Annotated in this window: 15 protein-coding genes and 1 CRISPR repeat array; of the genes, 5 read left to right on the top strand and 10 right to left on the bottom strand. The window is 42.6% G+C overall.

Annotated features, from left to right (window positions below):
- Positions 1 to 61: 61 nt before the first annotated feature.
- From ACHZBG_RS00800 to ACHZBG_RS00790, 3 genes are all read right to left on the bottom strand, one after another.
- Positions 62 to 979 carry an NTP transferase domain-containing protein gene (locus tag ACHZBG_RS00800; protein ID WP_320127531.1) on the bottom strand — a complete coding sequence of 306 codons (918 nt, stop codon included), beginning with the start codon at positions 977 to 979 and terminating at the stop codon, positions 62 to 64.
- Between the two features lie 170 nt (positions 980 to 1149).
- Complete coding sequence (locus ACHZBG_RS00795; RefSeq protein WP_320127530.1) at positions 1150 to 3765, bottom strand: calcium-translocating P-type ATPase, PMCA-type; 2616 nt, start codon at positions 3763 to 3765, stop codon at positions 1150 to 1152.
- A gap of 18 nt (positions 3766 to 3783) precedes the next feature.
- Positions 3784 to 4503, bottom strand: coding sequence for a TetR/AcrR family transcriptional regulator (locus tag ACHZBG_RS00790; protein ID WP_320127529.1), 720 nt, complete (start codon positions 4501 to 4503; stop codon positions 3784 to 3786).
- Positions 4504 to 5203: 700 nt separating this feature from the next.
- Here ACHZBG_RS00790 and cas9 point away from each other — a divergent pair.
- The 5 genes from cas9 (at position 5204) to ACHZBG_RS00765 (ending at position 15869) form a co-directional block, all read left to right on the top strand.
- A complete protein-coding gene (gene cas9 / locus ACHZBG_RS00785) occupies positions 5204 to 8512 on the top strand; it encodes a type II CRISPR RNA-guided endonuclease Cas9 (protein ID WP_320127528.1) in 3309 nt (1102 codons plus the stop codon).
- Positions 8513 to 8522: 10 nt separating this feature from the next.
- Complete coding sequence (gene cas1, locus ACHZBG_RS00780) at positions 8523 to 9458, top strand: type II CRISPR-associated endonuclease Cas1 (protein ID WP_320127527.1); 936 nt, start codon at positions 8523 to 8525, stop codon at positions 9456 to 9458.
- Between the two features lie 11 nt (positions 9459 to 9469).
- On the top strand, positions 9470 to 9778 hold the full coding sequence (gene cas2, locus ACHZBG_RS00775; RefSeq protein ID WP_320127526.1) for a CRISPR-associated endonuclease Cas2: 309 nt from the start codon (positions 9470 to 9472) through the stop codon (positions 9776 to 9778).
- A gap of 66 nt (positions 9779 to 9844) precedes the next feature.
- Positions 9845 to 11067: a CRISPR direct-repeat array (repeat unit 36 nt; unit sequence ATCAAAGAATATCAGAGATAGCGGTCAACCTGCAAC).
- A 525-nt stretch (positions 11068 to 11592) separates the two neighbouring features.
- Positions 11593 to 12945 (top strand): branched-chain amino acid transport system II carrier protein, encoded by a 1353-nt coding sequence (gene brnQ / locus ACHZBG_RS00770; protein ID WP_320127525.1) that lies wholly within the window; start codon positions 11593 to 11595, stop codon positions 12943 to 12945.
- A gap of 239 nt (positions 12946 to 13184) precedes the next feature.
- Positions 13185 to 15869 (top strand): EAL domain-containing protein, encoded by a 2685-nt coding sequence (locus ACHZBG_RS00765; protein ID WP_320127524.1) that lies wholly within the window; start codon positions 13185 to 13187, stop codon positions 15867 to 15869.
- Between the two features lie 20 nt (positions 15870 to 15889).
- Here the strand turns inward: ACHZBG_RS00765 and ACHZBG_RS00760 are convergent, their stop codons facing one another.
- Genes ACHZBG_RS00760 through trpB form a run of 7 tightly spaced genes read right to left on the bottom strand, consistent with a single transcriptional unit; the run spans position 15890 to position 22350 of the window.
- Positions 15890 to 16498, bottom strand: a complete 609-nt coding sequence (locus ACHZBG_RS00760; protein ID WP_320127523.1) for a phosphoribosylanthranilate isomerase — start codon at positions 16496 to 16498, stop codon at positions 15890 to 15892.
- Positions 16495 to 17277, bottom strand: a complete 783-nt coding sequence (gene trpC, locus ACHZBG_RS00755; RefSeq protein ID WP_320127522.1) for an indole-3-glycerol phosphate synthase TrpC — start codon at positions 17275 to 17277, stop codon at positions 16495 to 16497. The genes ACHZBG_RS00760 and trpC overlap by 4 nt, the downstream gene beginning before the upstream one ends.
- A gap of 1 nt (position 17278) precedes the next feature.
- The gene (gene trpD / locus ACHZBG_RS00750) at positions 17279 to 18292 is read right to left on the bottom strand and encodes an anthranilate phosphoribosyltransferase (RefSeq protein ID WP_320127521.1); all 1014 of its coding nucleotides are present in this window, start codon (positions 18290 to 18292) and stop codon (positions 17279 to 17281) included.
- The gene (locus ACHZBG_RS00745; protein WP_320127520.1) at positions 18289 to 18867 is read right to left on the bottom strand and encodes an aminodeoxychorismate/anthranilate synthase component II; all 579 of its coding nucleotides are present in this window, start codon (positions 18865 to 18867) and stop codon (positions 18289 to 18291) included. The genes trpD and ACHZBG_RS00745 overlap by 4 nt, the downstream gene beginning before the upstream one ends.
- Positions 18864 to 20339 carry an anthranilate synthase component I gene (gene trpE, locus ACHZBG_RS00740; protein ID WP_320127519.1) on the bottom strand — a complete coding sequence of 492 codons (1476 nt, stop codon included), beginning with the start codon at positions 20337 to 20339 and terminating at the stop codon, positions 18864 to 18866. Before trpE ends, ACHZBG_RS00745 begins: the two co-directional genes overlap by 4 nt.
- Before the next feature lie 57 nt (positions 20340 to 20396).
- Entirely contained in the window at positions 20397 to 21173 is a 777-nt protein-coding gene (gene trpA, locus ACHZBG_RS00735) for a tryptophan synthase subunit alpha (protein ID WP_320127518.1), read from the bottom strand.
- Positions 21166 to 22350 carry a tryptophan synthase subunit beta gene (gene trpB, locus ACHZBG_RS00730; protein WP_320127517.1) on the bottom strand — a complete coding sequence of 395 codons (1185 nt, stop codon included), beginning with the start codon at positions 22348 to 22350 and terminating at the stop codon, positions 21166 to 21168. The genes trpA and trpB overlap by 8 nt, the downstream gene beginning before the upstream one ends.
- Positions 22351 to 22440: the final 90 nt, after the last annotated feature.

The following is a 22440-nucleotide window of genomic DNA, read 5'->3' as shown; positions in this document are numbered from 1 at the left end:
TTATCAACTCAATGATATAGGAGCAATGGCTTGAGTGCAAATACTTTGTAGGAAGAACTCGCTACGTCCTTTCCAGGAAGTATTGGAACTGTAATTGGGTATAGGAGAATACTTTCTCTTCCATTTGTTGGTAAGCCAATAAAAAGGTTTTTCCCTGATCTGACAATTCTGTGGTTCCGCCTCCGGAACCTCCTCTTTGCCTGTTTACCACAGGGTATCCCAATTCTTGTTCCAGAACATTGATCATCTCCCAGGCTTTTGCAGGGGAGAGTGCCATCATTGTGCAGGCTTGTTTTACCGAGTGGTTTTCCTCAATAAGAAAGAGCAATAGTTTGCATCGAGGATTGAAAAAGGGGTTTTCCTTTCCCAAGCCAATTTCCACTATTGGGTGAAACAGTTGTCGATTGTACGTACTGAGATTTTTATGGAGCTGTTTTCCGTCATGGATGGTTTCCAGGACTCCTTCATCCTGGACTTCCACCCAAGTCCTAATTGCTTTCTTGCTTTCTATGAAACCTTTCAATCCTGATGGCCCCTGGTAATCCAGGATAGCCGGGATTATTGAATTTGCCAGGACAACTGGATGCCCTCCGGATTGCTCAAAGGAGGGAGTAATGATCTTTCCAGGAGCTTTGAGCAGTTTTTGGAGGGTGGAGGGATAGAACATGGGTACATTGACCGGGGTGAAAACAATCTTCTCGCATTTGTCCTGAAGAAAGGTCAGCCCCAGTTTTATGGATTCCAACAATTGTGGTTCTTCGTTGTCTTCGTTAAACAGAAAAATAACACCAAAGGCTGAGAGTTGGTATTTTACTTCGGCTTCCTGGGTTCCCGTAACGATGACGATGGGAAAGATACCTGCTTGTTGGAAGGCTATGACAATTCGTTTGATAACCGGTATTGACCCTATTTGCAACATTGGCTGGGCAGCTTTCTTGCTTGCCGCTGCTATAAGGCCTCCAACTTTGCTGATTTGCATTGTATCAGACTCCTTGGGAAACGGTAGCATGACCTGCCTACCTTTGCAAGTGGATGGAGAGAATTGAATAGGAAAAGGGCAACAGGAAAGAACAACAGGAAATGAAAAAGAACTAAGCTCAATATGAAATACGGCCAGAATGCATCTGGCCGTATTTCCCTGAACCTTTTTTAGTCCATGTACTTGATGAGTCCTAGTTTCTTTGCCAGTTCCAGCACTGGGATGGGAACAAAGGCCAGAAGGGCTGCAAGGCCATAGAGCTTACCGCTCAATAGAGAAAGTCCAAAGATACTGGTGACCGGTGGGATGAACAACACCAGGAAGAGCATAAGGACAGAGGCGAGTATCGCCTTGTTTAGGCTTTTGTTGGTAAACGGTCCTATCTTGAACAGTGAAAGGGCTGATCTCATATTGAAGGAATGGACCAATTGCAAGGAAGAGAGCACCATGAAGGCCATTGTTCGTCCTTCTTGGAGGTCTCCATTCTCTTTCCACCCTATAGTGAAGGCAATGAGCGTCAGAATTGCAAACATGGTACCCTGCAGGATTACCTGTAGGGTGAGTCCTCCTACAAACAGACTTTCAGTCTTTGGTTTGGGTTTTCTGTCCATAACCTTGCTGCCAATGGGTTCCATTCCCAAAGCTATAGCCGGAAGGCTGTCGGTAATGAGGTTTATCCAAAGCAGTTGCATGGCCAGCAATGGAGTCTGTTTCCAGAACAACATGGCAAGAAAGACCGTCAAGACTTCCCCTATGTTGGTGGAAAGCAAATAACTGACTACTTTCTTGATGTTGTCATAGATACCCCGGCCTTCCTTCACGGCTTCAACGATGGTTGCAAAGTTGTCGTCAGAGAGAGTCATTGCCGCAGCTCCTTTTGCCACATCGGTACCAGTGATGCCCATGGCACAACCGATGTCTGCTGCCTTGAGGGCGGGAGCATCGTTTACGCCATCGCCAGTCATGGCCACTACCTCTCCCTTTTCTTGCCAGGCGCGAACGATTCGTATTTTGTCCGACGGGGTGACACGGGCATAGACACTGATTGACCGGACCTGCTTCTTTAGCTCTTTGTCGCTCATCTGTTCCAATTCTTTTCCCGTAATTGACTTTTCATCCGCATTGAGGATACCCAGTTCCTTGGCGATTGCCCCTGCGGTGATGACATGGTCGCCGGTGATCATGACTACCTTGATGCCTGCTTGTTTGCAAAGTTTGACAGCCTCGGCCGCTTCCTTGCGTGGGGGGTCGATCATTCCTACCAGTCCCATGAAGGTCAGTCCCGATTCAAGTTCTTCGCTTGTTACCTTTGCTGGTACTTTATCGATTTGCTTGTAGGCAACAGCGAGAAGGCGAAGGGCTTTTGCACTTAGGGTATCTACTTGGGAACGAGCATTTTCTATATCGCCTGAGGTACACCGTTCGCAAAGCATGTCGAAAGCTCCTTTTACGATGACGATATTCTTTCCGTCGATGGAGTTGACCGTAGTCATGAGCTTTCGGTCAGAATCGAAGGGAATGGCTGCAAGGCGAGGACAACGCTCAGTCAGTTCGTCTTGGTCAATGCCATTTTTATGGGCACCGACAATTATGGAAATTTCCGTTGGATCTCCCATATGGCTTTCTTTTCCATCGACGAATTCTACCTTTCCATCACAACAAAGGGTTGCATAGGAAAGAAGAGTCCTGATGCTTTCGGAGTTTTCTGATGAAATGTCTTCCAGCGCATTGCTTTTGCTGTCATAGGCTTTGGTCAGTGTCATGCGGTTCTGCGTCAAGGTGCCTGTCTTGTCTGAGCAAATGACTGAGGCACTACCCAGGGTTTCGACTGCAGGGAGCTGGCGCACGATGGCATTGTGTTTTGCCATACGCTGGACTCCGATTGCGAGGACGATGGTTACGATCGCCGGAAGGCCTTCAGGGATTGCAGAGACAGCAAGGGAGACGGAAATCATGAACATGTCCAAGATAGCCATCTTGTCCAGGATCCCAATGCCGAAGATTACTCCACAGGCTGCCAGGGCCCCTATTCCCAGATATTTGCCAAGTTGGGCAAGTTTGAGTTGTAGGGGAGTCGTCTTGTTGTCATCAGCGTTTTCCAGTAGGTTTGCAATTTTTCCCATTTCGGTTTTCATGCCGGTTTCAGTTACCACGGCTTTTGCTGACCCATAGGTAATGCTGCATCCAGCATAGAGCATGTTGAAACGATCTCCGAGAGGTGAATCGGAAGCAACCGTGGCCTCGCTGTCTTTCTCTGCGGCTAAAGATTCCCCGGTGAGGGCAGACTCATCGGATTTCAGATTCGAGGATTCAATGATCCTTGCATCAGCCGGGTTTATATCGCCTGCTTCAAGGATGATGATATCACCTGGAACTAGCAGGGACGCTTCAATAATGGATTCCTTGCCGTTTCGTATTATCCGGGAATGAGGAGAGGAAAGAGTTTTTAGAGCATCCAAGGCTTTCTCTGCCTTGTTTTCTTGCATAACCCCGATGACAGCATTCAAGATGACGATGAGCATGATTAAAAGGGGTTCGAAGAATCCTTCTTTCTCATGGAGGGCGATACCAAAGGAAATGATAGCTGCAATGATAAGGATGATGATCATGACGTCCTTGAATTGCAGCAGGAAGCGTTGAAAATTCGATTTCCGTTTCTTCTCCCTGAGGACGTTCTTTCCGTATTGTCCAAGGCGTTCCTTGGCCTCGGAATCGGAAAGGCCTGTCTTGGCATCTGTGCCAAGAGAAGAGAGTATATCAGAGAGTTTGTCGAAATGTGGTATCACAAAAGTACCTCCAAATGGTTAGTTGTTTGCGTTATGCAAAAGCAGATCTGTTCCGGATACAAAGGCCATAGTGTTGGTGTGGCATGAGCGTAGGAAACTGTCGATGAGTGTCTGGTTTTCTTTGTTGCTTAATGTCTTGTAATCATCAAGATAGGCAGCAAAATTTACGATAGGAATGATGGTGAAAAAGAATTGATGAAGAGTCATTTCGCTGGTATAGGTAAAATCCTGGTCAGCTTTGTAAATGGTTTTGTAGATTGTGTTTTGATCATCTTCCTGTATTACCTTTAGAAATTTAAAGAGCCCGTTGCTATATTTACTATCGTTTTTCAAGGATTCAAGCATCAAAATACGCAAGACAGCCTTCTTGTCTATGGCATAATGCAATACCGATAGATAGTAATCCTCCAATCTTTCTATAAACTCGTCCAGACTTTTCTTGTCAATGAACCTGAGGCAATCAGTGAGGATATCCAATCGTTTTGAGCTAATCATCTCAACCATGGTTTCTTGGACAAATGAAAGAGTTAAATCGGTCATTCCTGCAAAGAGTGAATCGATTGCAGTATCGAGAATTTCCTCTTTGTTCTTGAAATAATAGTAAATCAGGGCTTTGTTTACTGTAGCTTCGTGGGCTATCAAGTTGACACTGGTCCCGTCGAACCCTTTTTGGGAAAATAGTTCAATTGAAGTCGTGAGAATTCGTTCCCTTGTTTCCGGTCTTTGGTTTTTGTTCATACCCATTCCTTGTTAACTAACCGTTCGGTTAATATACATGCCAGTGACACTACTCGTCAAGGGTGATGATCAGGAGGGGAGGCTATTGTTCTCATGAAAAAAGTATTGATATCCTATTTATCAATACTTAATAATTGATTTTGATTTTTTTGGTTGATCTAGGAAAATTTTGTACTAATATCAGTATTTTCAAGAAAATACATGGTGCCATGGTTTCTTCATCGTTACTAAAAATTGGATATTTTGGTAATAGAAAAGTTTAGGTTCTTTTGTATTATAAGTTAAGGATATTGCTATTATCATGAGAACCTGTTTGGACTGGTTCATAAGCCGCTAGACCAGGCTTGTTTACAAAAAAAAGAATGGCCGAAGCCATCCTTCTCATTTTGTGACTGTCATAAACAGTCTTGTTAGCAAGTTTCGACCGCTATCTTTGATATTCTTTAAATTAACCATAGTTTACCTTTTTTATTCTGTCAAGAAAGAATCTGGTGTTTTATCCTCATTTCATAGAACCTCCTATATTTTAATAATAAGGATTCATGGTTTCTGAGTTTTGGAAGTATGGATATCTAAGAAAAAGAGACTTAGCCTTTTCTATAATTTCGTTAGAGAAACCTTATTTATCACTGCAAGTGTTGATGTTGTGTTACAATTTATAACGATTAGTTAACGATTAAAACTTGAGGAGTGTTTTGGTATGCAAAAATATCGGTTGGGACTTGATACCGGGACTAATTCAATAGGTTATTCAGTTATTAGCCTTGGGGATAAGAATGAGCCAAAAGACATTTTGGACATGGGCGTCAGAATTTTTTCTGATGGACGCAACCCCAAGGATAATCAACCACTGGCTGTTGCCCGCCGATTGGCCAGAGGGGCAAGAAGACAACGAGACCGAAGGCTTCAACGAAAGAAATTGTTATTGAACCAATTGATTAGAGATGGACTATTTCCTGAGAATTCATCAGAGCGTCAGGGCCTGAAGGAAATGGATCCCTATCGGCTTAGGAAAAAGGCACTTGATTATAAACTATCGGCGTATGAACTCGGGAGAGCTCTGTTTCAATTAGGGACTAGAAGGGGATTTAAAAGTAATCGAATTACGGATGAACCGGAGAAAAATAAAGTTTCAAATTCAGAAAAACTTTCCCAAACTGATAAAATCAGTCGATTGGAAGAGGAAATCGTAAGTAATCATTGCAGGACACTTGGTGAATATCTCAATTTACGAATTGAGAGAAACCAGGGGATTCGTTTTCGTAACGGAGAATTTGATTGCTACCCATCCCGTGAATTGTATCAAAAAGAGTTTTGGGAAATAAAGAGGAGTCAGTGTTTGGAGTTCCCTGATGTTGACTGGAATCAGATAGAGAAAATTATTTTTTTCCAAAGGCCTCTTAGAAAACAGGAAAGAGGAAAATGCCAGTTTTATACCGATGAGGATCGCGCCTATTCCATATTACCTTCTGCTCAAAGATTTCGAATAGCAAGTGAAGTCAATAATTTGAAATTTTCTGATCTGGATGGCAATACGTTTACCCTGAGCGATATTGAAAAAGATTCATTGATTGATTTATTACAATACTGCAGAACCATGAGTTTTGGAAAAATTAGATCAAAATTATCGATTGACCTTGCTACGAAATTTAATCTTGAAGATGAAAGACGAAGTGGCATGCAGGGGAATGAAATATCGGTTAACATGCGGAATGCCGAGTGTTTTGGTCCTGCTTGGGATGTTTTGTCGATTGAAACCCAAGATGAAATTATTGAGACTTTGCTAGAATCGGAAACCAATGAAGAAGTGTTTCAATATCTCGATATTTTTGGGCTTACTCCTGAGCAGAAACAGAAAATGGCTTCCATGAAATTGGGGAAAAAGATAGGCAAATTATCGGCTCATTTTATGCTAGATTGTACCTTGTTAATTGAAAAAGAACATATCAGATATGACGAAGCTGTTGCAAAAATGCATTTCAATCATAGCTATAATCCAATTATCGATTTGAGAGGGAGTTTACCCTATTATGGACAGATATTGACTGATACGGTTCTCGGTGCAAATTCTGAAGCCCCTGAATCTGATCCTGAGATAAAGTATGGGAAGATAGCAAACCCAACAGTTCATATTGCACTTAACCAACTGAGAAAAGTTGTAAATGCCGTGATTGTTGAGTATGGGGCGCCGGAACAGATTGTCGTCGAATTATCACGCGATATAGCTGATAGCGCTGAACTTCGGCATGAACATTATGTTAAGCAAGCTGAGAGAGAAAGAACTAATACAAAGATAACGGAATTGTTAAAACAAGAGCCATTCAATCTTTTGCATCCATCAGCATGGGATATTAAAAAATATAAATTATGGGAAGAGCTCCGCGATAAGCAATTAGTAAGTCGATGCCCGTATTGTGGAGAGGTCATTCCTGCCAGCAAGCTGTTTGCTGAAGAAATTGAAATTGAACACATCCTTCCCTATTCCAGGACCCTTTTGGATTCAATGAGCAATCTGACGCTTTCCCATCGAAAATGCAATCAGACAAAGAAAGAATTGACTCCATATGAGGCATTTGGACATGACCCTGATGGGTATATCTGGAAAGAGATTAAAGATAGAGCTGATAATTTGCCAGCGAACAAACGGATTAAATTTACGCAGGATGCGATGGACGATTTTGAAAACGATAGTAATTTCATTGCACGGCAATTAAATGACAATCGTTATATGTCGAAGGCTGCATGTAAGTATCTATCCTGTGTTTGTTCCCAAAATTCTGTTTGGAGTATTACTGGTCATGATACCAGTTTTTTACGTGCTCGGTGGGGACTGAATACCATACTTAACAATGAAGGAAATTTTAAAAACAGAAATGATCATCGACATCATGCGATCGATGCCTTGGTAATTGGCCTAACTGATCGGAGCCTGCTTCAAAAGCTTGCCGATATCAACAAGAATCGTACAGGAATTTCCTTGGAGACTCCCTCCTGTCCCTTTCCTTATGAGTCTGTTCTGAACCATGTGAAGGATATAGTTGTCTCGTTTAAGCCAGATCATGGATATGAGGGCCGGATATTCAAAGAAACGGCTACAGGTTTGAAAATGAAAAGGACGTATAAGCCTCTTTCATCTTTAATGGAGGCAGAGGTTCTTTTTTTGGAAAACGAGAAATTGAAATTGTATTTTACTGGCTGTATTGAGAAGGGTTCGTCGTTTAGAAAAGTGAAAGATCAGTTGATGAAGGATTTCAAGGAAAAACTATCGGGGGATGACCCAAAAGTGATAGTTCTGGTCCCCACATGGGTAACAAGAGTAAAATTATCTGAATTATCTAAACAGGATATAGAGGCCCATAGAGTATTTAATTCAAAATTAGAGAAACTGATTTATGAAAGAACCTTTGAACACCTCGACGATAAGAAAAACTTGAAAGGTGTACTTGAGAGCTTGTCAAAAGAATTGAATATCAAACGTGTCAGATATGTACCCAAAACTCAACTCTATTCACAAATACAATCAGTTCCGAATAAATGGTATGAGAAAGATGGGGTGTGTTTCATGACTGTCTGGGCAATTCCTGCTCACAAGGGAGCAAAGAAAAAGGTTTTCAAGGGACAATTCATTAGCTACCAAGAGGCTTATGATTTTAATTCAGGGAAATTGAAATTCTTTCCAAAACCGCATCCTGCCGCTAAAAAAATAATGACTATATATAAAAATGATGTGGTAAAAATAACGAACAAGGATGGAGTGAGCTATCTTGCAAGAATTGCAGGTTTTTCTACACAAAACGACAGTATGGATATTCAACCAATTTGGGCTGCCTCAACAATCGGTGAGTGGAGAATCTCTGCAAATTCACGAGTTTCAAAAGATTTGCCCATTTGGAAAAACGTCCATGCTGATGGACAGAATTTTGTTCGGGTAAATTCACTTTTGGGGAATAATTCTCTTGAGGTTCTGCGAATTTCTCCAAATGGGAAAATATTAAAACACGGAGAGTAGGAGAGCAAAGATGGTCAGGAAAGTTGTTGAGATATCAAAGGATGGATTGTTTTTAAGTCTTGAACGAGGCTTTTTGATTGTATCTGAAGGTTCTCAGCGACTTGATGCCGTGCCTCTTTCTGATATTGCGGTTTTACTAGTTACTGCCCAAGGTACCTATTTCTCAAAGCATATATTGCTTGCGCTGACTTCGAATGGGGCAGCAATTATCCTATGCGGAAAAAGCTTTAAACCTGAAAGTATAATTTTGCCTCTGTTTGGAAATTATGAATTTTCAGGAAGGCTAGATACTCAAATTGCAGTTTCAATGCCCTTGAAAAAACAATTATGGAAAACAATCATTCAAGAAAAAATCAAGAATCAGTCTTTTGTTTTGCAGATGTTTGGCAAGGATTCAACTGCCCTATTACTTGAGAACTATTCAAACCAAGTTTTGTCAGGAGATTCGAGCAACCGTGAGGCGATTGCTGCCAAGGCCTATTGGAACGCTCTTCTTGGAGATGATTTTATTCGTGATCCCAATCTTCCCGGAATAAATAGTTTCTTGAATTATGGCTATGCCATTTTAAGGGGAATCATTGCACGAGCGGTTTGTTGTGTGGGATTGCATCCCTCTCTTGGTATTTTTCACTGTAGCAAGGTTGATAACTACCGTTTGGTCGATGATTTGATGGAACCCTTTCGACCACTTCTTGATTGTTTGGTTATCCAATTACCTGAGGCTATCGTTGGAGAAGAGCTGACACCCAAACTCAAAAAGAAAATTTATCAGATTGCCTGGACGGATGTAATTGTCGAGAAGGGGAAATCGCCCTTAATAAAAGCAGTTGAGTATTATGCTTATTCTCTCTATCTCTCGTATAAGGAGAAGCGAAATATTATATGTATTCCAGCATTACAAAGAAACGCAAATCTACTAGACCAAAGCTCTCCTTTACCTTTTTAAGTGGATACCGAATGATGTGGATGTTTGTGTTGTTTTATTTACCAGTCGTTGAAAAAGAGGATCGCAAGGCTGCTACTGATTTTCGAAAATTTCTTCTTGATGAAGGATTTTCGATGTCTCAACTTTCAGTATATTCGAAGCTTCTTTCAGGGAAAGAAGCGGTTGAACAATATTCTCATAAAATATGGAAAATTCTTCCAACACAGGGAAAAGTTGATATTATTTGCATTACCGATAGACAATATGAAAATATAATTTCTTTTAGTGGTAGAACAAAATCTGAGCCAAAAATGGTAAATAAACAGTATTTACTCTTCTGAAAAGGGCATATTTTTCCTATGTTTCGTAGTATAATTTATTTTGATAAAATAAATTATAAAACTTCTATCAAAGAATATCAGAGATAGCGGTCAACCTGCAACTTAGCAGGGGAGCGCAAACATTGGTTGTTCATCAAAGAATATCAGAGATAGCGGTCAACCTGCAACCATAGCCGACGTATCCCGAAAGCCGAATGAATCAAAGAATATCAGAGATAGCGGTCAACCTGCAACGGATGAGTTAGTAGCTTATAGTCTTGCATTATCAAAGAATATCAGAGATAGCGGTCAACCTGCAACAAATAAATAATAATATATAAAAAACAAATAATCAAAGAATATCAGAGATAGCGGTCAACCTGCAACAAGACATACCGTTGCCCGAATTTGCACAGGATCAAAGAATATCAGAGATAGCGGTCAACCTGCAACGGGTTGGTGAGACACGAGACAAACAGTATTATCAAAGAATATCAGAGATAGCGGTCAACCTGCAACAGCTACGGCCATAGATAATTTGGCTGATGATCAAAGAATATCAGAGATAGCGGTCAACCTGCAACTAGAGAATACCACCACTTTTTGTTGCTTCGATCAAAGAATATCAGAGATAGCGGTCAACCTGCAACTAGAGAATACCACCACTTTTTGTTGCTTCGATCAAAGAATATCAGAGATAGCGGTCAACCTGCAACCCGCAACTACTACGGCACAAGAAATCAAGTATCAAAGAATATCAGAGATAGCGGTCAACCTGCAACCGAACTTCAAAATGTTCCTTCAAGGATTCTATCAAAGAATATCAGAGATAGCGGTCAACCTGCAACAAATCTCATTCGTATACCGCTTCCCGTTCCATCAAAGAATATCAGAGATAGCGGTCAACCTGCAACGAACCTGCTGTTCCATTCACGTGTTTATGGATCAAAGAATATCAGAGATAGCGGTCAACCTGCAACCCAAGGCCCTGCATCACGATCTTTGGGATCATCAAAGAATATCAGAGATAGCGGTCAACCTGCAACATATCAGAGCTTCCAACTACTGCGGCAGTGATCAAAGAATATCAGAGATAGCGGTCAACCTGCAACTCGTATACCGTATACCCAACATATGCCAGAATCAAAGAATATCAGAGATAGCGGTCAACCTGCAACACATTTGTCCCGTTCTTTACTTCGGTTCCCATCAAAGAATATCAGAGATAGCGGTCAACCTGCAACCCGCATCGGTCACGATGCAAGGGACTGTCTATCAAAGAATATCAGAGATAGCGGTCATTCAATAATTGATGTGTCACTGTTTCATGTGTAGTGATAATCTATGGATATCAATTGTTGTTATAAACAAATTGTCTCACTATTTATCAATATTGATAAATTCACGTATTGGAGCTAGCTCTTCAAGGTTCTCTTGATTCATCGCTTAACACTTTTTTTCATTGGATCAGATTTTTCAAATTAATTTTCCTTTGGATAGATTGAAGATGATTAGTCGAGAATCTTCAGGTCGTTGTTATTTTCTTTGCTTTCTCTGAAAAATTGGAATCCATCCTAGGAAACTTTATAAAAACTTGCAATTTCTTCAATGATCAAGACACAGCTGTTTTTTAAGAGACAGATATAAAAGAAATATTGCCAGCTGAGATACTGACCTCTTTGTTGAAGACCTGGAAAGTTGCTGAGGTGCTAACAATTGAATAAAGCAGATCTTTTATAATGGAAATTGTTATCGATACATCATAAATCACTTGCATTTTGCTGTGCTTAGATGTAGGAAAGACTGGTTGCTTACGTTGTAAGGGAGTGGTTTATATGGAAAAGAAGCTTTCTCTTTCTTCCTATGTGTTGGTAGGATCTTTGCTTTTTGGTTTATTCTTTGGTGCCGGGAATTTGATATTTCCTGTACACATGGGACAAGAGGCAGGATCTTCTGTTTTTATTGCCACCTTGGGTTTCCTTATTACTGCCATAGGGCTCCCTTTTCTGGGTGTCGTAGCCATAGGAGTCTCGCAAAGCTCTGGTCTCTTTGAACTCTCCAGTAGGGTACATGCGATCTATGGGTATGGTATGACCCTCTTGTTGTATTTAACCATTGGGCCTTTCTTTGCTCTTCCCAGAACCTGCACGGTATCCTATGAAATAGGTTTTTCCCCTGTTATACCTGAATCCTACAGAACATTGGGACTTCTTATCTTTACTCTTTTATTTTTCTTGGCAGCCTTGTTTTTCTCTCTTCGCCCCAGCCATATCCTCGATTGGGTTGGAAAGATTCTCAACCCTCTCTTTTTGCTCTTCCTTGCCTTTCTTGTCATTGCCAGTTTCGTGCATCCTATGGGAATTGCTTCAGGCGCCGAAGTTCAGTCCTCATATACAACGACTCCCTTTTTCAAGGGATTTCTGGAAGGCTATAATACGATGGATGCCTTGGCCTCCCTGGCCTTTGGAATAATTGTGGTCCAAGCCTTGAAGAACCTCGGAGTAACCAGTTCAAGAGGGCTTGCCTTGGGAACCATCAAGGCAGGGGCCGTGAGTATAGTCCTGATGGGCTGTATCTATGCCTGTCTTGCCTATATCGGCTCTACCAGCCTTGCGCAATTTTCCCTTTCCTCCAATGGTGGCATTGCACTATCTCAAGTAGCCAAGTATTACTTTGGCTCTTGGGGAAGCCTCCTGTTGGCTTTGATCGTAACCTTTGCCTGTTTGAAGACAGCCATTGGCTTGATTACTGCATGTGCAGAAACCTTCAAGACTATATTTCCCAAGTTGCTCGGATATAAAGGATATGTAATCATATTCACCGTTGTTTCTGCCTTGATTGCAAATGTAGGACTTACCGAAATAATTTCCCTTTCCATTCCTGTTCTTATGTTTCTCTATCCCTTGGCTATTTCCTTGATAATCCTGGGACTGCTTTCTCCCTTGTTTCACAATCGACAATGTGTATATGTCCTGACGACCGGATGTGTTTTTTTGGTAAGTATCGGAGCCTTCCTGCAGGCATTGCCTGCTACCTTTGGTCAAATACCTATAGTGCAAGGTGCTTTGTCTTTCTTTCACACCTATGTTCCTTTTTTTAGCTTGGGGATGGGATGGGTTGTGCCTTTGCTAGTAGGTTTGAGTGTTGGCTGGTTGATTTCCTTGGTAACCAAACCAAAAAAGAAATGACTAAAACTTAAGGCTTGTTGGCATTTGAATCAAGGGTATGTACTTATTATATATTGTGATAGATCCTTGAAAATCCTTTGATTAACCCTTGGGTAACCATATACAAGAAAAGTTTATTAAACTCTTAATCTTGACAATGAGATGATTATCATCAAAGAATTATATATAGGGGAGTTTGTTATACCAATAGTTTTCGCCAATAGATGGAGTACAAAAGACAAGGGGGATATCAGCCTTCCATGCAAATAAAACTAAAGGACCTCAAGAGAATTTTGTTGGGTTTGGTTTTTTTTATCATTCCCTTGGAGTTCTTTTTTATCTTTGCCTATACAATCTATGCCAACTCCGTCGAGCGAGAGGCTTATTCACGGATTGTCTCCGAACAGGAAAAAGGCATTTATCTTGTTGCCAATCTTCTGGAACAAAATTTTGCGCACTACATATCAGATTTACAGGTTGTGTTCAATTCAGCTGAATTCTCTTCCTATATCCAAGATTCAAGCGAAGCCAACAGGGAGAATGTAGAACAATTATTTTTACGGATAGGCTCAATGAAAGATGATATCAAGCAGATTCGTTTTTTGGATAAAGAGGGCAAAGAAACAATTCGCGTGAACCGAGAGGGGAACCTTGTATTGGCTGTACCGAAGACTGAGTTGCAGGATAAGCGTGCGAGTGTATATTTCCCAATTATCAAGACATTGGCTCCCCATGAGCTCTATATATCAAACATGGATCTTGCAGTCGAGAAAGATACGATTGTTGAACCGTATGAGCCCATTCTTCGCCTCGGTTATCCTGTATACAAGGGAGAAGAATTCATTGGGACTGTCCTTATAAATTTTGATGGATATCATCTGCTTTCTTTTTTCCCCGATTACCAAACTTCACTCTTGAAAAATCTTTCCCTTGGCCTGATTGACTCCAGTGGTTCCTGGATGGTTAAAGACAAGGAGTATATATTTGGCTTCCATTATAAAATCGATAAAGAGAATAATCTTTTTCTTATGGAGCCTGCCTTCAAGAATGCCCTTGCCTCAGTAAGCGAAGGGGCTCTTGAAGTGGGAAATCTTCGATATGCCTTCCATACTGTTACACCTGTTTTGGATTCCTCCATCCCCTGGTATCCAGGTGGAGATCGGTTTTGGACCGTGGTAAGCTATTTTGACAAAACCCTGATTCCCATCCTGGACAGCAATTACTTGTTGACCAATCCCCAGATTGAATGGATTGCTGTAGCACTTATCTTTATCCTCGGCGTGCTCTATTTATATTTTTTTTCCCAACGAAAAAATGATAGATTGCAATTGATGATAAGTTCCATCGTTTCAAATTTTGCCCATGATGGAATTATTGTTACCGATAAGGATCAAAGAATTACCTTTTGCAATAAGGCCTTTGAGCACTTGGTTGGGTATACCCAGGACGAACTCATAGGGAAGACGCCCAAGATATTTTCCTTTGAAACTTTTTTGGCTAATAAAAAGAATTTTACCGGGCTCTCTTACTTCACGAAAAAGAGAGCGATTTGGGACAAAAATCGTGAGGGCAACTATTTTTTGACCAATTTGGTCGTTTCGGAAGTTAAGGGAAATAAAAAGACTCCTGAATTCTACGTGGGCTTCTATACCCAGGTTCGGCAGAATTATTGCGAGAAAATTGATTTTACCTTACCCGAGAATGAAATTTATTCACAACCTATTTTCTTCTTGAAAGAAAAGATAAAACGAGAAGAGCCAATTTTTTGTATTTTGTTGCAAATTATGAATTATCCAGATATCGAAGCAAAGTATCTTCCCGGAGAACAATATGAATTCATGAATTTCATGCTGAAAGAATTCTCAAAGTTTGTTGGGAACAGTGATCCTATTGTCGTCTATTCTCCTGATACGTATCTGTTGACTATCACAGATTGCCAGACTCCCCGGGAAGTTGAATTAAAACTGGAAAATATGCTGTCAACGTTTGAGAAACCGATAGCGTTTGGTTCCCTGCAATGTGATGTACAGATAAGTTGTGGCGTTTCAGGATATCCTCAATGTGGTGGCAATCCTCAGGAACTACTCAATAATGCTTGCTTGGCAAAACAGTTATTGAAGAATGATAGCCCTGTCAAATATCAGTTTTTCAATCAGGAAGTGCATGCCTTGTTTATAAGGAAGCATCAGATTCTGGGGTCCATTTCTGCTGCCTTTGCGAATAAGGAACTACAATTGTACTTTCAGCCTCAAATCGAGATTTCCACAAACAAGATTATTGGAGCAGAAGCTCTTATCCGTTGGAATAGCCCTCAATTGGGTTCTGTCTCACCTGGTGAATTCATTCCCATATTGGAAGAAAACGGTCTCGTCGCCATGGTCGGGAAGTTTGTAATCAAGGAAGCTGTTCAATTTCTCTCTGACTATGGAAGTAAATTGCAGCAATTGGATACATCCTTTAGGCTGGCAATAAATCTTACGGCAGAGGAACTATCCAACCCCTCTATCATCGATTTAATTGGAAATGAACTGGAAAGAATGCAAGTTCCCGCTTCCTTGCTATCTGTGGAACTTACCGAACGATCATCCATAGAAAACTTCAAGAAAGCTGGGCAAGTAATCGATAAGCTTCAGCAAATGGGACTTTCGATTGCGATTGACGATTTTGGTACAGGATTTTCTTCCTTGGTCTATCTTTTGGAGTTATCGATGGATAAGATAAAGATTGATCGTGCCTATATCATGAATTACCGAGAAGCCGAAGCTGTTACCATCATCAAGACTATTATTCGTATGGCTGAAGAACTGAGGATTCCTGTACTTGCAGAAGGTGTGGAGACAGAAGAACAGCTGCAATTCCTCAAATCCGTTGGCTGTGCCCAGTATCAAGGGTTCCTTTATTCCAAAGCTGTTCCGGCAGAAGATTTCATGCAATTGTCTTTCTAGATACCTATATCCCTTATGCTTTATGTATAGTTCCTAGCATGGGCTATGCTGACAGCCTCTTTCATGAGAGACAGGTCTTTGCGTCCATCCTTTTCCAAACCGCTACTTAGATCAACACCAAAGGGGTCGGTTGCCCTTATTGCTTCTCCAAGGTTGCTTGGGTTCAAGCCCCCTGCTAAAAAAAAGGGTGTAGGGCAGTGTTTTGTAAGCTTCCAATCGAAGGTCTGTCCTGTGCCCCCTTTGCCTGTGTCAAGGAGAAGGTAGTCTGTATCAAAGTTTGTAAGCAGAGAATATTGACCCGTTTCTTGCATGTTGATGGCTTTGATGATGGGTGCTTGGATTTGTTTCCTCAATTCCTGAATATATCGAGCGTCCTCATCTCCATGAAGCTGTACTAAGGAAATGATACCTTCCTGAACGATACGTACGATTGTCTCTATCGTTTCATTGACAAAAACTCCGACAGAACGAATTTTGGGGTTGAGCTCTTTGTTCATTTCCCAAGCCAATTCAGATGATATCCTTCGTTTGCTCGGTGCAAAGACAAATCCTACATAATCTGGCATGGCTTCGTTCGCATAGTCAATGTCCTGAAGGTCCATCAGACCACATACTTTGATTTTTGTCATCCCTTGAATTCCTGTATCAGGGCTCGCTTGTCTTTTGCTCGCATCAAGGTCTCTCCAATCAAGACGGCATCGACTCCATGTTGGCGAAGGATTGCCGTATCTTCCTTGTTTCGTATTCCGCTTTCGCTGATAAACACAACGGAGGGAGGAACCAAATCCCGTAGTCGTATACTTGTTTCGATATCGACCTGAAAAGTTTTCAGATTCCTATTGTTTACTCCGATGATCGAGGAACCCAAGGCCAATGCCCGTTTGACTTCATATTGGTCATGGACTTCCACCAAGGCATCCAGTTGCAACTCATTGCAAAGGGCAAGATAATTGGCAATTTGCCAATCTGAAAGAAGGGCACAGATAAGAAGAATTGCCGAAGCACCCAGAAGCTTTGCCTCATAGAGTTGGTAAGGCTTCACCGTGAAGTCTTTTCTGAGCACTGGGACGGAAACCTTTGTTGCTATAGTCGAAAGATGTTCATCACATCCCAAGAATCTTGAAGGTTCGGTCAGTACACTGATGGCATCGGCCCCTCCTTCTTCATATTCCCTTGCAATCTCGAGATAGGGAAAATACTCGGCAATGGCCCCTTTGGACGGAGAGGCTTTCTTGACCTCGCAAATAAGGGAGAGTCCTTTTTTTTGCAGGGCCTTTCGAAAGGCAAAGGCTTCCAAGGGCGATGAGAAAACCCTTGCCTGTTCCTTTATATTCTCCAGGGGGATGTCCTTTTCTCTTTGCTGGTACCTTACTTCTGTTGCCTCTGCCAATTCCTGGAGAATATTCACCTTACACCTCGTTGGAAAGACGGATGAAGGCTTCAAGTTTTTCTTTTGCCTTTCCGCTATCTATTGCTTGGGTTGCCAAAACAAGGCCTTCTTCAATGGAAGCCACCTTCTTGGCGATATACAGCGCACAGGCAGAATTGAGTAATACTACATCTCGTTTGGGTCCTTGGAGCTCACCGTTCAGTATATTCCTGGTAATAGTTGCGTTTTCAAAGGCATCTCCACCCAGAAGATCTGCTTTGTTGCAACGTACCATGCCGAATTGTTCAGGGGTGATTTCGTAATTTGTAAAGGCATGATTTCGCACCTCGCAAATCGTAGTGGGGCCGCACATGCTTATTTCATCCAGTCCATCCTGCCCATATACCACCATTCCGTCGGTAACCCCAAGATTTGCCATAACCTGGGCAAGTGGTTGTACAAGATTTTCGTCAAAGACCCCCATGAGTTGCATGGTTGCCCCTGCAGGATTTGCCAAGGGCCCAAGTATGTTGAACACCGTCCTGATTCCCAGTTCCCTTCGAATGGGGGCCACATATTTCATGGCTATATGATAGTTCTGGGCAAACAAGAAACAGATGCCGATGGTGTTGAGCAGTTCCTTGCTTTTAGCGGCACTGACTCCAATATTTACTCCCAGGGCTTCCAGTACATCGGCCGAACCACATTTTGAGGAGGCAGCCCTGTTTCCGTGTTTTGCAATGGGTACTCCACAGGAACTGATGACTATGCTGCTGGTAGTGGAAATATTGAAGGAATTCGATTTATCTCCGCCAGTACCCACGATTTCCAGAACAGAGAGATTGTGGAGCAACCGAATGCAGTGCTGGCGCATGCCCTCGGCGCTTCCTGTTATTTCCTCAATTGTCTCGCCCTTGAGAGAAAGGGCAGTCAGAAAACTGCTCATCTGTACTGGTGTTGCTTTTCCGTCCATGATTTCGTTCATCACGTCTTTTGCTTCTTTGTAGGGCAGGTCATGTCCCAGACTTAATTCCTTGATAGCTTCCTTGATCATTGTATCCCTCCGATTCGTAAAAAATTGGCAAGTATCTTGTTCCCTTGGGGGGTCATAATGGATTCTGGATGAAATTGCACTCCGTATACCGGGTATTCTACATGTTGTACAGCCATTATCTGACCATCATCACTAGTACTGGTAATTATCAAAGAGGATGGCATGGTGTCGTCGATGGCAGCCAGCGAATGATACCTTGCTGCCAGAATCGTATCCTCCAGGCCCTCGAAAAGTGGACAGGTTCTTTCGATATGCAACTTCGATTGCTTTCCATGCATCAGGTGTCTTGCATGTGATACCGTTGCCCCGTAGGCGACACAAATGGCCTGGTGTCCAAGACATACTCCCAATATGGGAATCGTGGGTCCCAATTTTTGAATCGTCTCAATGCAGACTCCTGCATCCTCACATTTTCCGGGGCCCGGAGATATGATGATTCGCTCAGGTTGCAAGTCCTGTATCTGTAAAACAGATAATTCATCATTGCGTATTACCCTGATATCGGGATTCATGGAACCAACCAGTTGGAACAGGTTATAGGAAAAACTGTCATAGTTGTCTATCAATAAAATCATTGCAATCCTCCCGATACTGCTTCAATGGCTTCTGTAACCGCTTTAGCCTTATTGATGCATTCCTGATATTCACTCTTTGGGTTGCTATCGGCAACGATACCTGCGCCGCTTCTGACAAAGACTTTTCCATTTTTTTTATAAGCTATGCGAATGGCTATGCAGGTATCCATGTTTCCGCTAAAGGCAATATAGCCGATCGCACCTCCATAGATACCTCTCTTATTATTCTCCAAGGTGTTTATAATCTCGCAAGCCCTGAGTTTAGGGGCCCCGCTGAGCGTTCCGGCCGGTAGTATCGCTTCAATGGCATCCAAGGCATCCTTGCCCTGTTTCAACATTCCCCTTACAGTGGAACCAATATGCATGACATGGCTGAAATGCTCTACGGTAAGATATTTTTCAACAACTACCGAGCCAAATTCGCTTATCTTGCCCAAGTCATTCCTGCCCAGGTCTACAAGCATATTGTGCTCGGCCAGCTCTTTTTCGTCACAAAGCAACTCTTTTTCGAGCTGGGCATCTTCCAGTTCATTTTTCCCCCTGGGACGGGTTCCCGCCAAAGGAAAGGTATGCAATATTCCCTCCTGCAAGTTGACCAAGGTTTCTGGGGAAGCTCCCGCGATCTCGACGTCACATCCACTGAAATAGAACATATAGGGAGAGGGGTTTGTGGTGCGAAGATATCGATAGGTATCGAGCAAACTTCCTTCGAAGGGGGCACTGAGCCTATTGGAAAGTACCACCTGGAAGATGTCGCCTTCATAAATATGGTTTTTTGCCTTTTCTACCATTGTACAATAGGTTTCTTCATCAAATAGGTTTTCCATGGGACCGAGCAACCGTCCTGTCTGGTGGGTTGTCGCCATCTTTGAGGTAATGAGATTTTTCAAGGCTTCCAATTGCAAAATTGCTTTTTGGTATCCGGTTTCCAAATCCTTGGTTTGCATATTGGCAATCAGAATGATTTTTTGACGGTAATTATCAAAACAGATTACCTTGTCAAAAAGCATTAGGTCAACATCCTTGAATTGTTCATTATCCTCAGCATCCAGAATGAGGGAGGGCTCACTATATTTAAAATAATCATAGGAAAAATAGCCTACAAGTCCACCGGTAAAAGGAGGAAGGGAAGGCAGGATGATGCTTCTGTGTTTTTGGAGGATAGAACGGATTTCTTGGCTGGGAGTGGACGTCTTGAGAGTAGTTATTCCCCTCTCATCGGTTATGGTGAGGCAATGGTCTACACAGGTAATCTCCATACTGGGATTGAACCCCAGAAAGGAATAACGTCCCCATTTTTGTCGGTCATCGACACTTTCCAGCAGATAGCAATGACTACTGGTTTCCTTAAGGGTCTCAAGAACCGTTATCGGTGTATGGCGGTCGCTGAATAATTCGGTCGTGATAGGGATGAGATCCCCTTCATTTGTTGATGCAATTGTTTTTGCTTGATCCAGGGTAAGACTGTACATAGAAGCTCCTTTCTCTTTAACACCGGAAAAGATGTAGGTCGGAAAATATCTTGAATCTTACATGTGGGTAATGGCAGTCTTCATTTTTCGTATAAAAACAGAGACTGGTTCCACACAGTCTTGGCCATATTGGCCTACCAGTCGTACTATTGCCGAACCAACAATGACTCCATCGGCAAATGTAGCCATTTGTCTGGCCTGTTCCTCGTTGGAAATTCCAAAACCTATGCAGCAGGGGATACCGGTGGCTTTCCTTGCTGAAAAGACCATTTTGCTTGCAGCTTCTCCCAAGGAGGTCCTTTCTCCTGTCACTCCCAAGGAAGAGACACAATATAAAAAACCTTCTGCCGTACTGGCTACCTTGGTGATACGATCGCAACTGGTAGGGGCAATCATGCTGATAAGTGTAACTTCATTTCTTGAACAATATTCCTTCAGTTCATCTTGTTCCTCAAAGGGCATGTCAGGAACGATGATTCCGTCGATACCCACTTGGTGACAACGTGAAAGAAATCTATCCTTGCCATAGGTGAAGATTGGATTTATATAGGTCATGAACACCAAGGGAACTGAGATTTGGGAGCGAATCTGTTCGACCATGGAAAAAATCTTATCTGTTGTAGTTCCGGCACGGAGGGCTCGTTCATCGGCCTCCTGGATAACCTTCCCCTCTGCAATAGGATCAGAGAAGGGGATGCCCAGTTCGATAAGGTCGGCACCACTTTCTGCCAGGGCAACGATGAGTTTTTGGGTCGTCTCCAGATTAGGGTCCCCGCAAGTAATAAAAGGAATGAAAGCTTTTCCATGGGAAAAGGCGTTATCTATTCTATTCATAGAGGGTTTCTCCTTTATAACGGGCAATTGCGGCAACGTCCTTGTCGCCTCTTCCTGAGAGATTGATGACTATAATCGCATCTTGTTCCATGGTAGGAGCCAGTTTCTTGGCATAGGCAACTGCATGGGCGCTTTCGATGGCAGGAATAATTCCCTCTATCTTGGAGAGATATTCGAAAGCTTCGACGGCCTCCACGTCTGTGATAGGTACATAAGAAGCTCTGCCTTTTTCAAACAGGTCGGCATGTTCCGGGCCAATGCCAGGATAATCGAGGCCTGCGCTTATTGAGTAGACTTCAGCGATTTGTCCGAAGGAATCCTGGCAGAAGAGACTTTTCATTCCATGAAAGATCCCTACCGAACCCGTAGCGACGGTTGCGGCATTTTCAAGAGTATCGACACCCCGACCAGCTGCTTCACAGCCAATTAACTGAACAGAGGGTTCCTCAATGAAATCGTAGAACAATCCCATGGCATTGGAACCTCCTCCCACGCAGGCCAAAAGGACGTCAGGTAGTTTTCCTTCCTTTGCCAGTATTTGGCTCCTGACTTCTTCGCCAATGATTTTTTGGAAATCCCTGACCATGGTGGGGAAGGGATGTGGGCCCATTACCGATCCCAGTACATAGTGGGTGTCATCTATACGTCTGGTCCATTCCTTCATAGTCTCGTTGACTGCATCCTTGAGTGTCATGGTTCCGCTGGTAACCGGATGTACCGTAGCACCGAGTAGTTTCATTCTATATACATTCAGGGCTTGTCTATCGCAGTCAACCTTGCCCATGAAGACTTCACATTCCAGTCCCATCAGGGCTGCCACCGTAGCTGTTGCTACTCCGTGTTGCCCTGCTCCAGTTTCGGCAATGACGCGCTTCTTGCCCATTTTCTTTGCAAGCAAACATTGTCCGAGGACATTGTTGATCTTATGGGACCCCGTGTGGTTCAAATCCTCACGCTTGAGATATATCTTGGCTCCTCCAAGATCCTTGGTCATGTTCTCGGCATAGGTGAGTAAGGAAGGTCTTCCTGCATACTCCCGATAGAGGGTTGCAAGTTCTTGCTTGAACTGAGGGTCTTCCTTGAAATGGGAATAGGCTTGTTCAAGTTCAATGACGGCATTCATCAAGGTTTCCGGTATGTACTGGCCTCCAAACTGGCCAAATCGTCCCTGTTTCATCTGAGCCTCCGTTGAAAACGATCGTATATGTTTCTATGAATAGAATCAATAGGGGAGTGGAATTTTTGTCGTCTTCCAGAAAAAATAGGA

Source organism: uncultured Sphaerochaeta sp. (assembly GCF_963676625.2).
Taxonomy (GTDB): domain Bacteria; phylum Spirochaetota; class Spirochaetia; order Sphaerochaetales; family Sphaerochaetaceae; genus Sphaerochaeta.
Note: the sequence above shows the minus strand (reverse complement) of the source record. Positions and strands in the feature narration are given on the sequence as shown.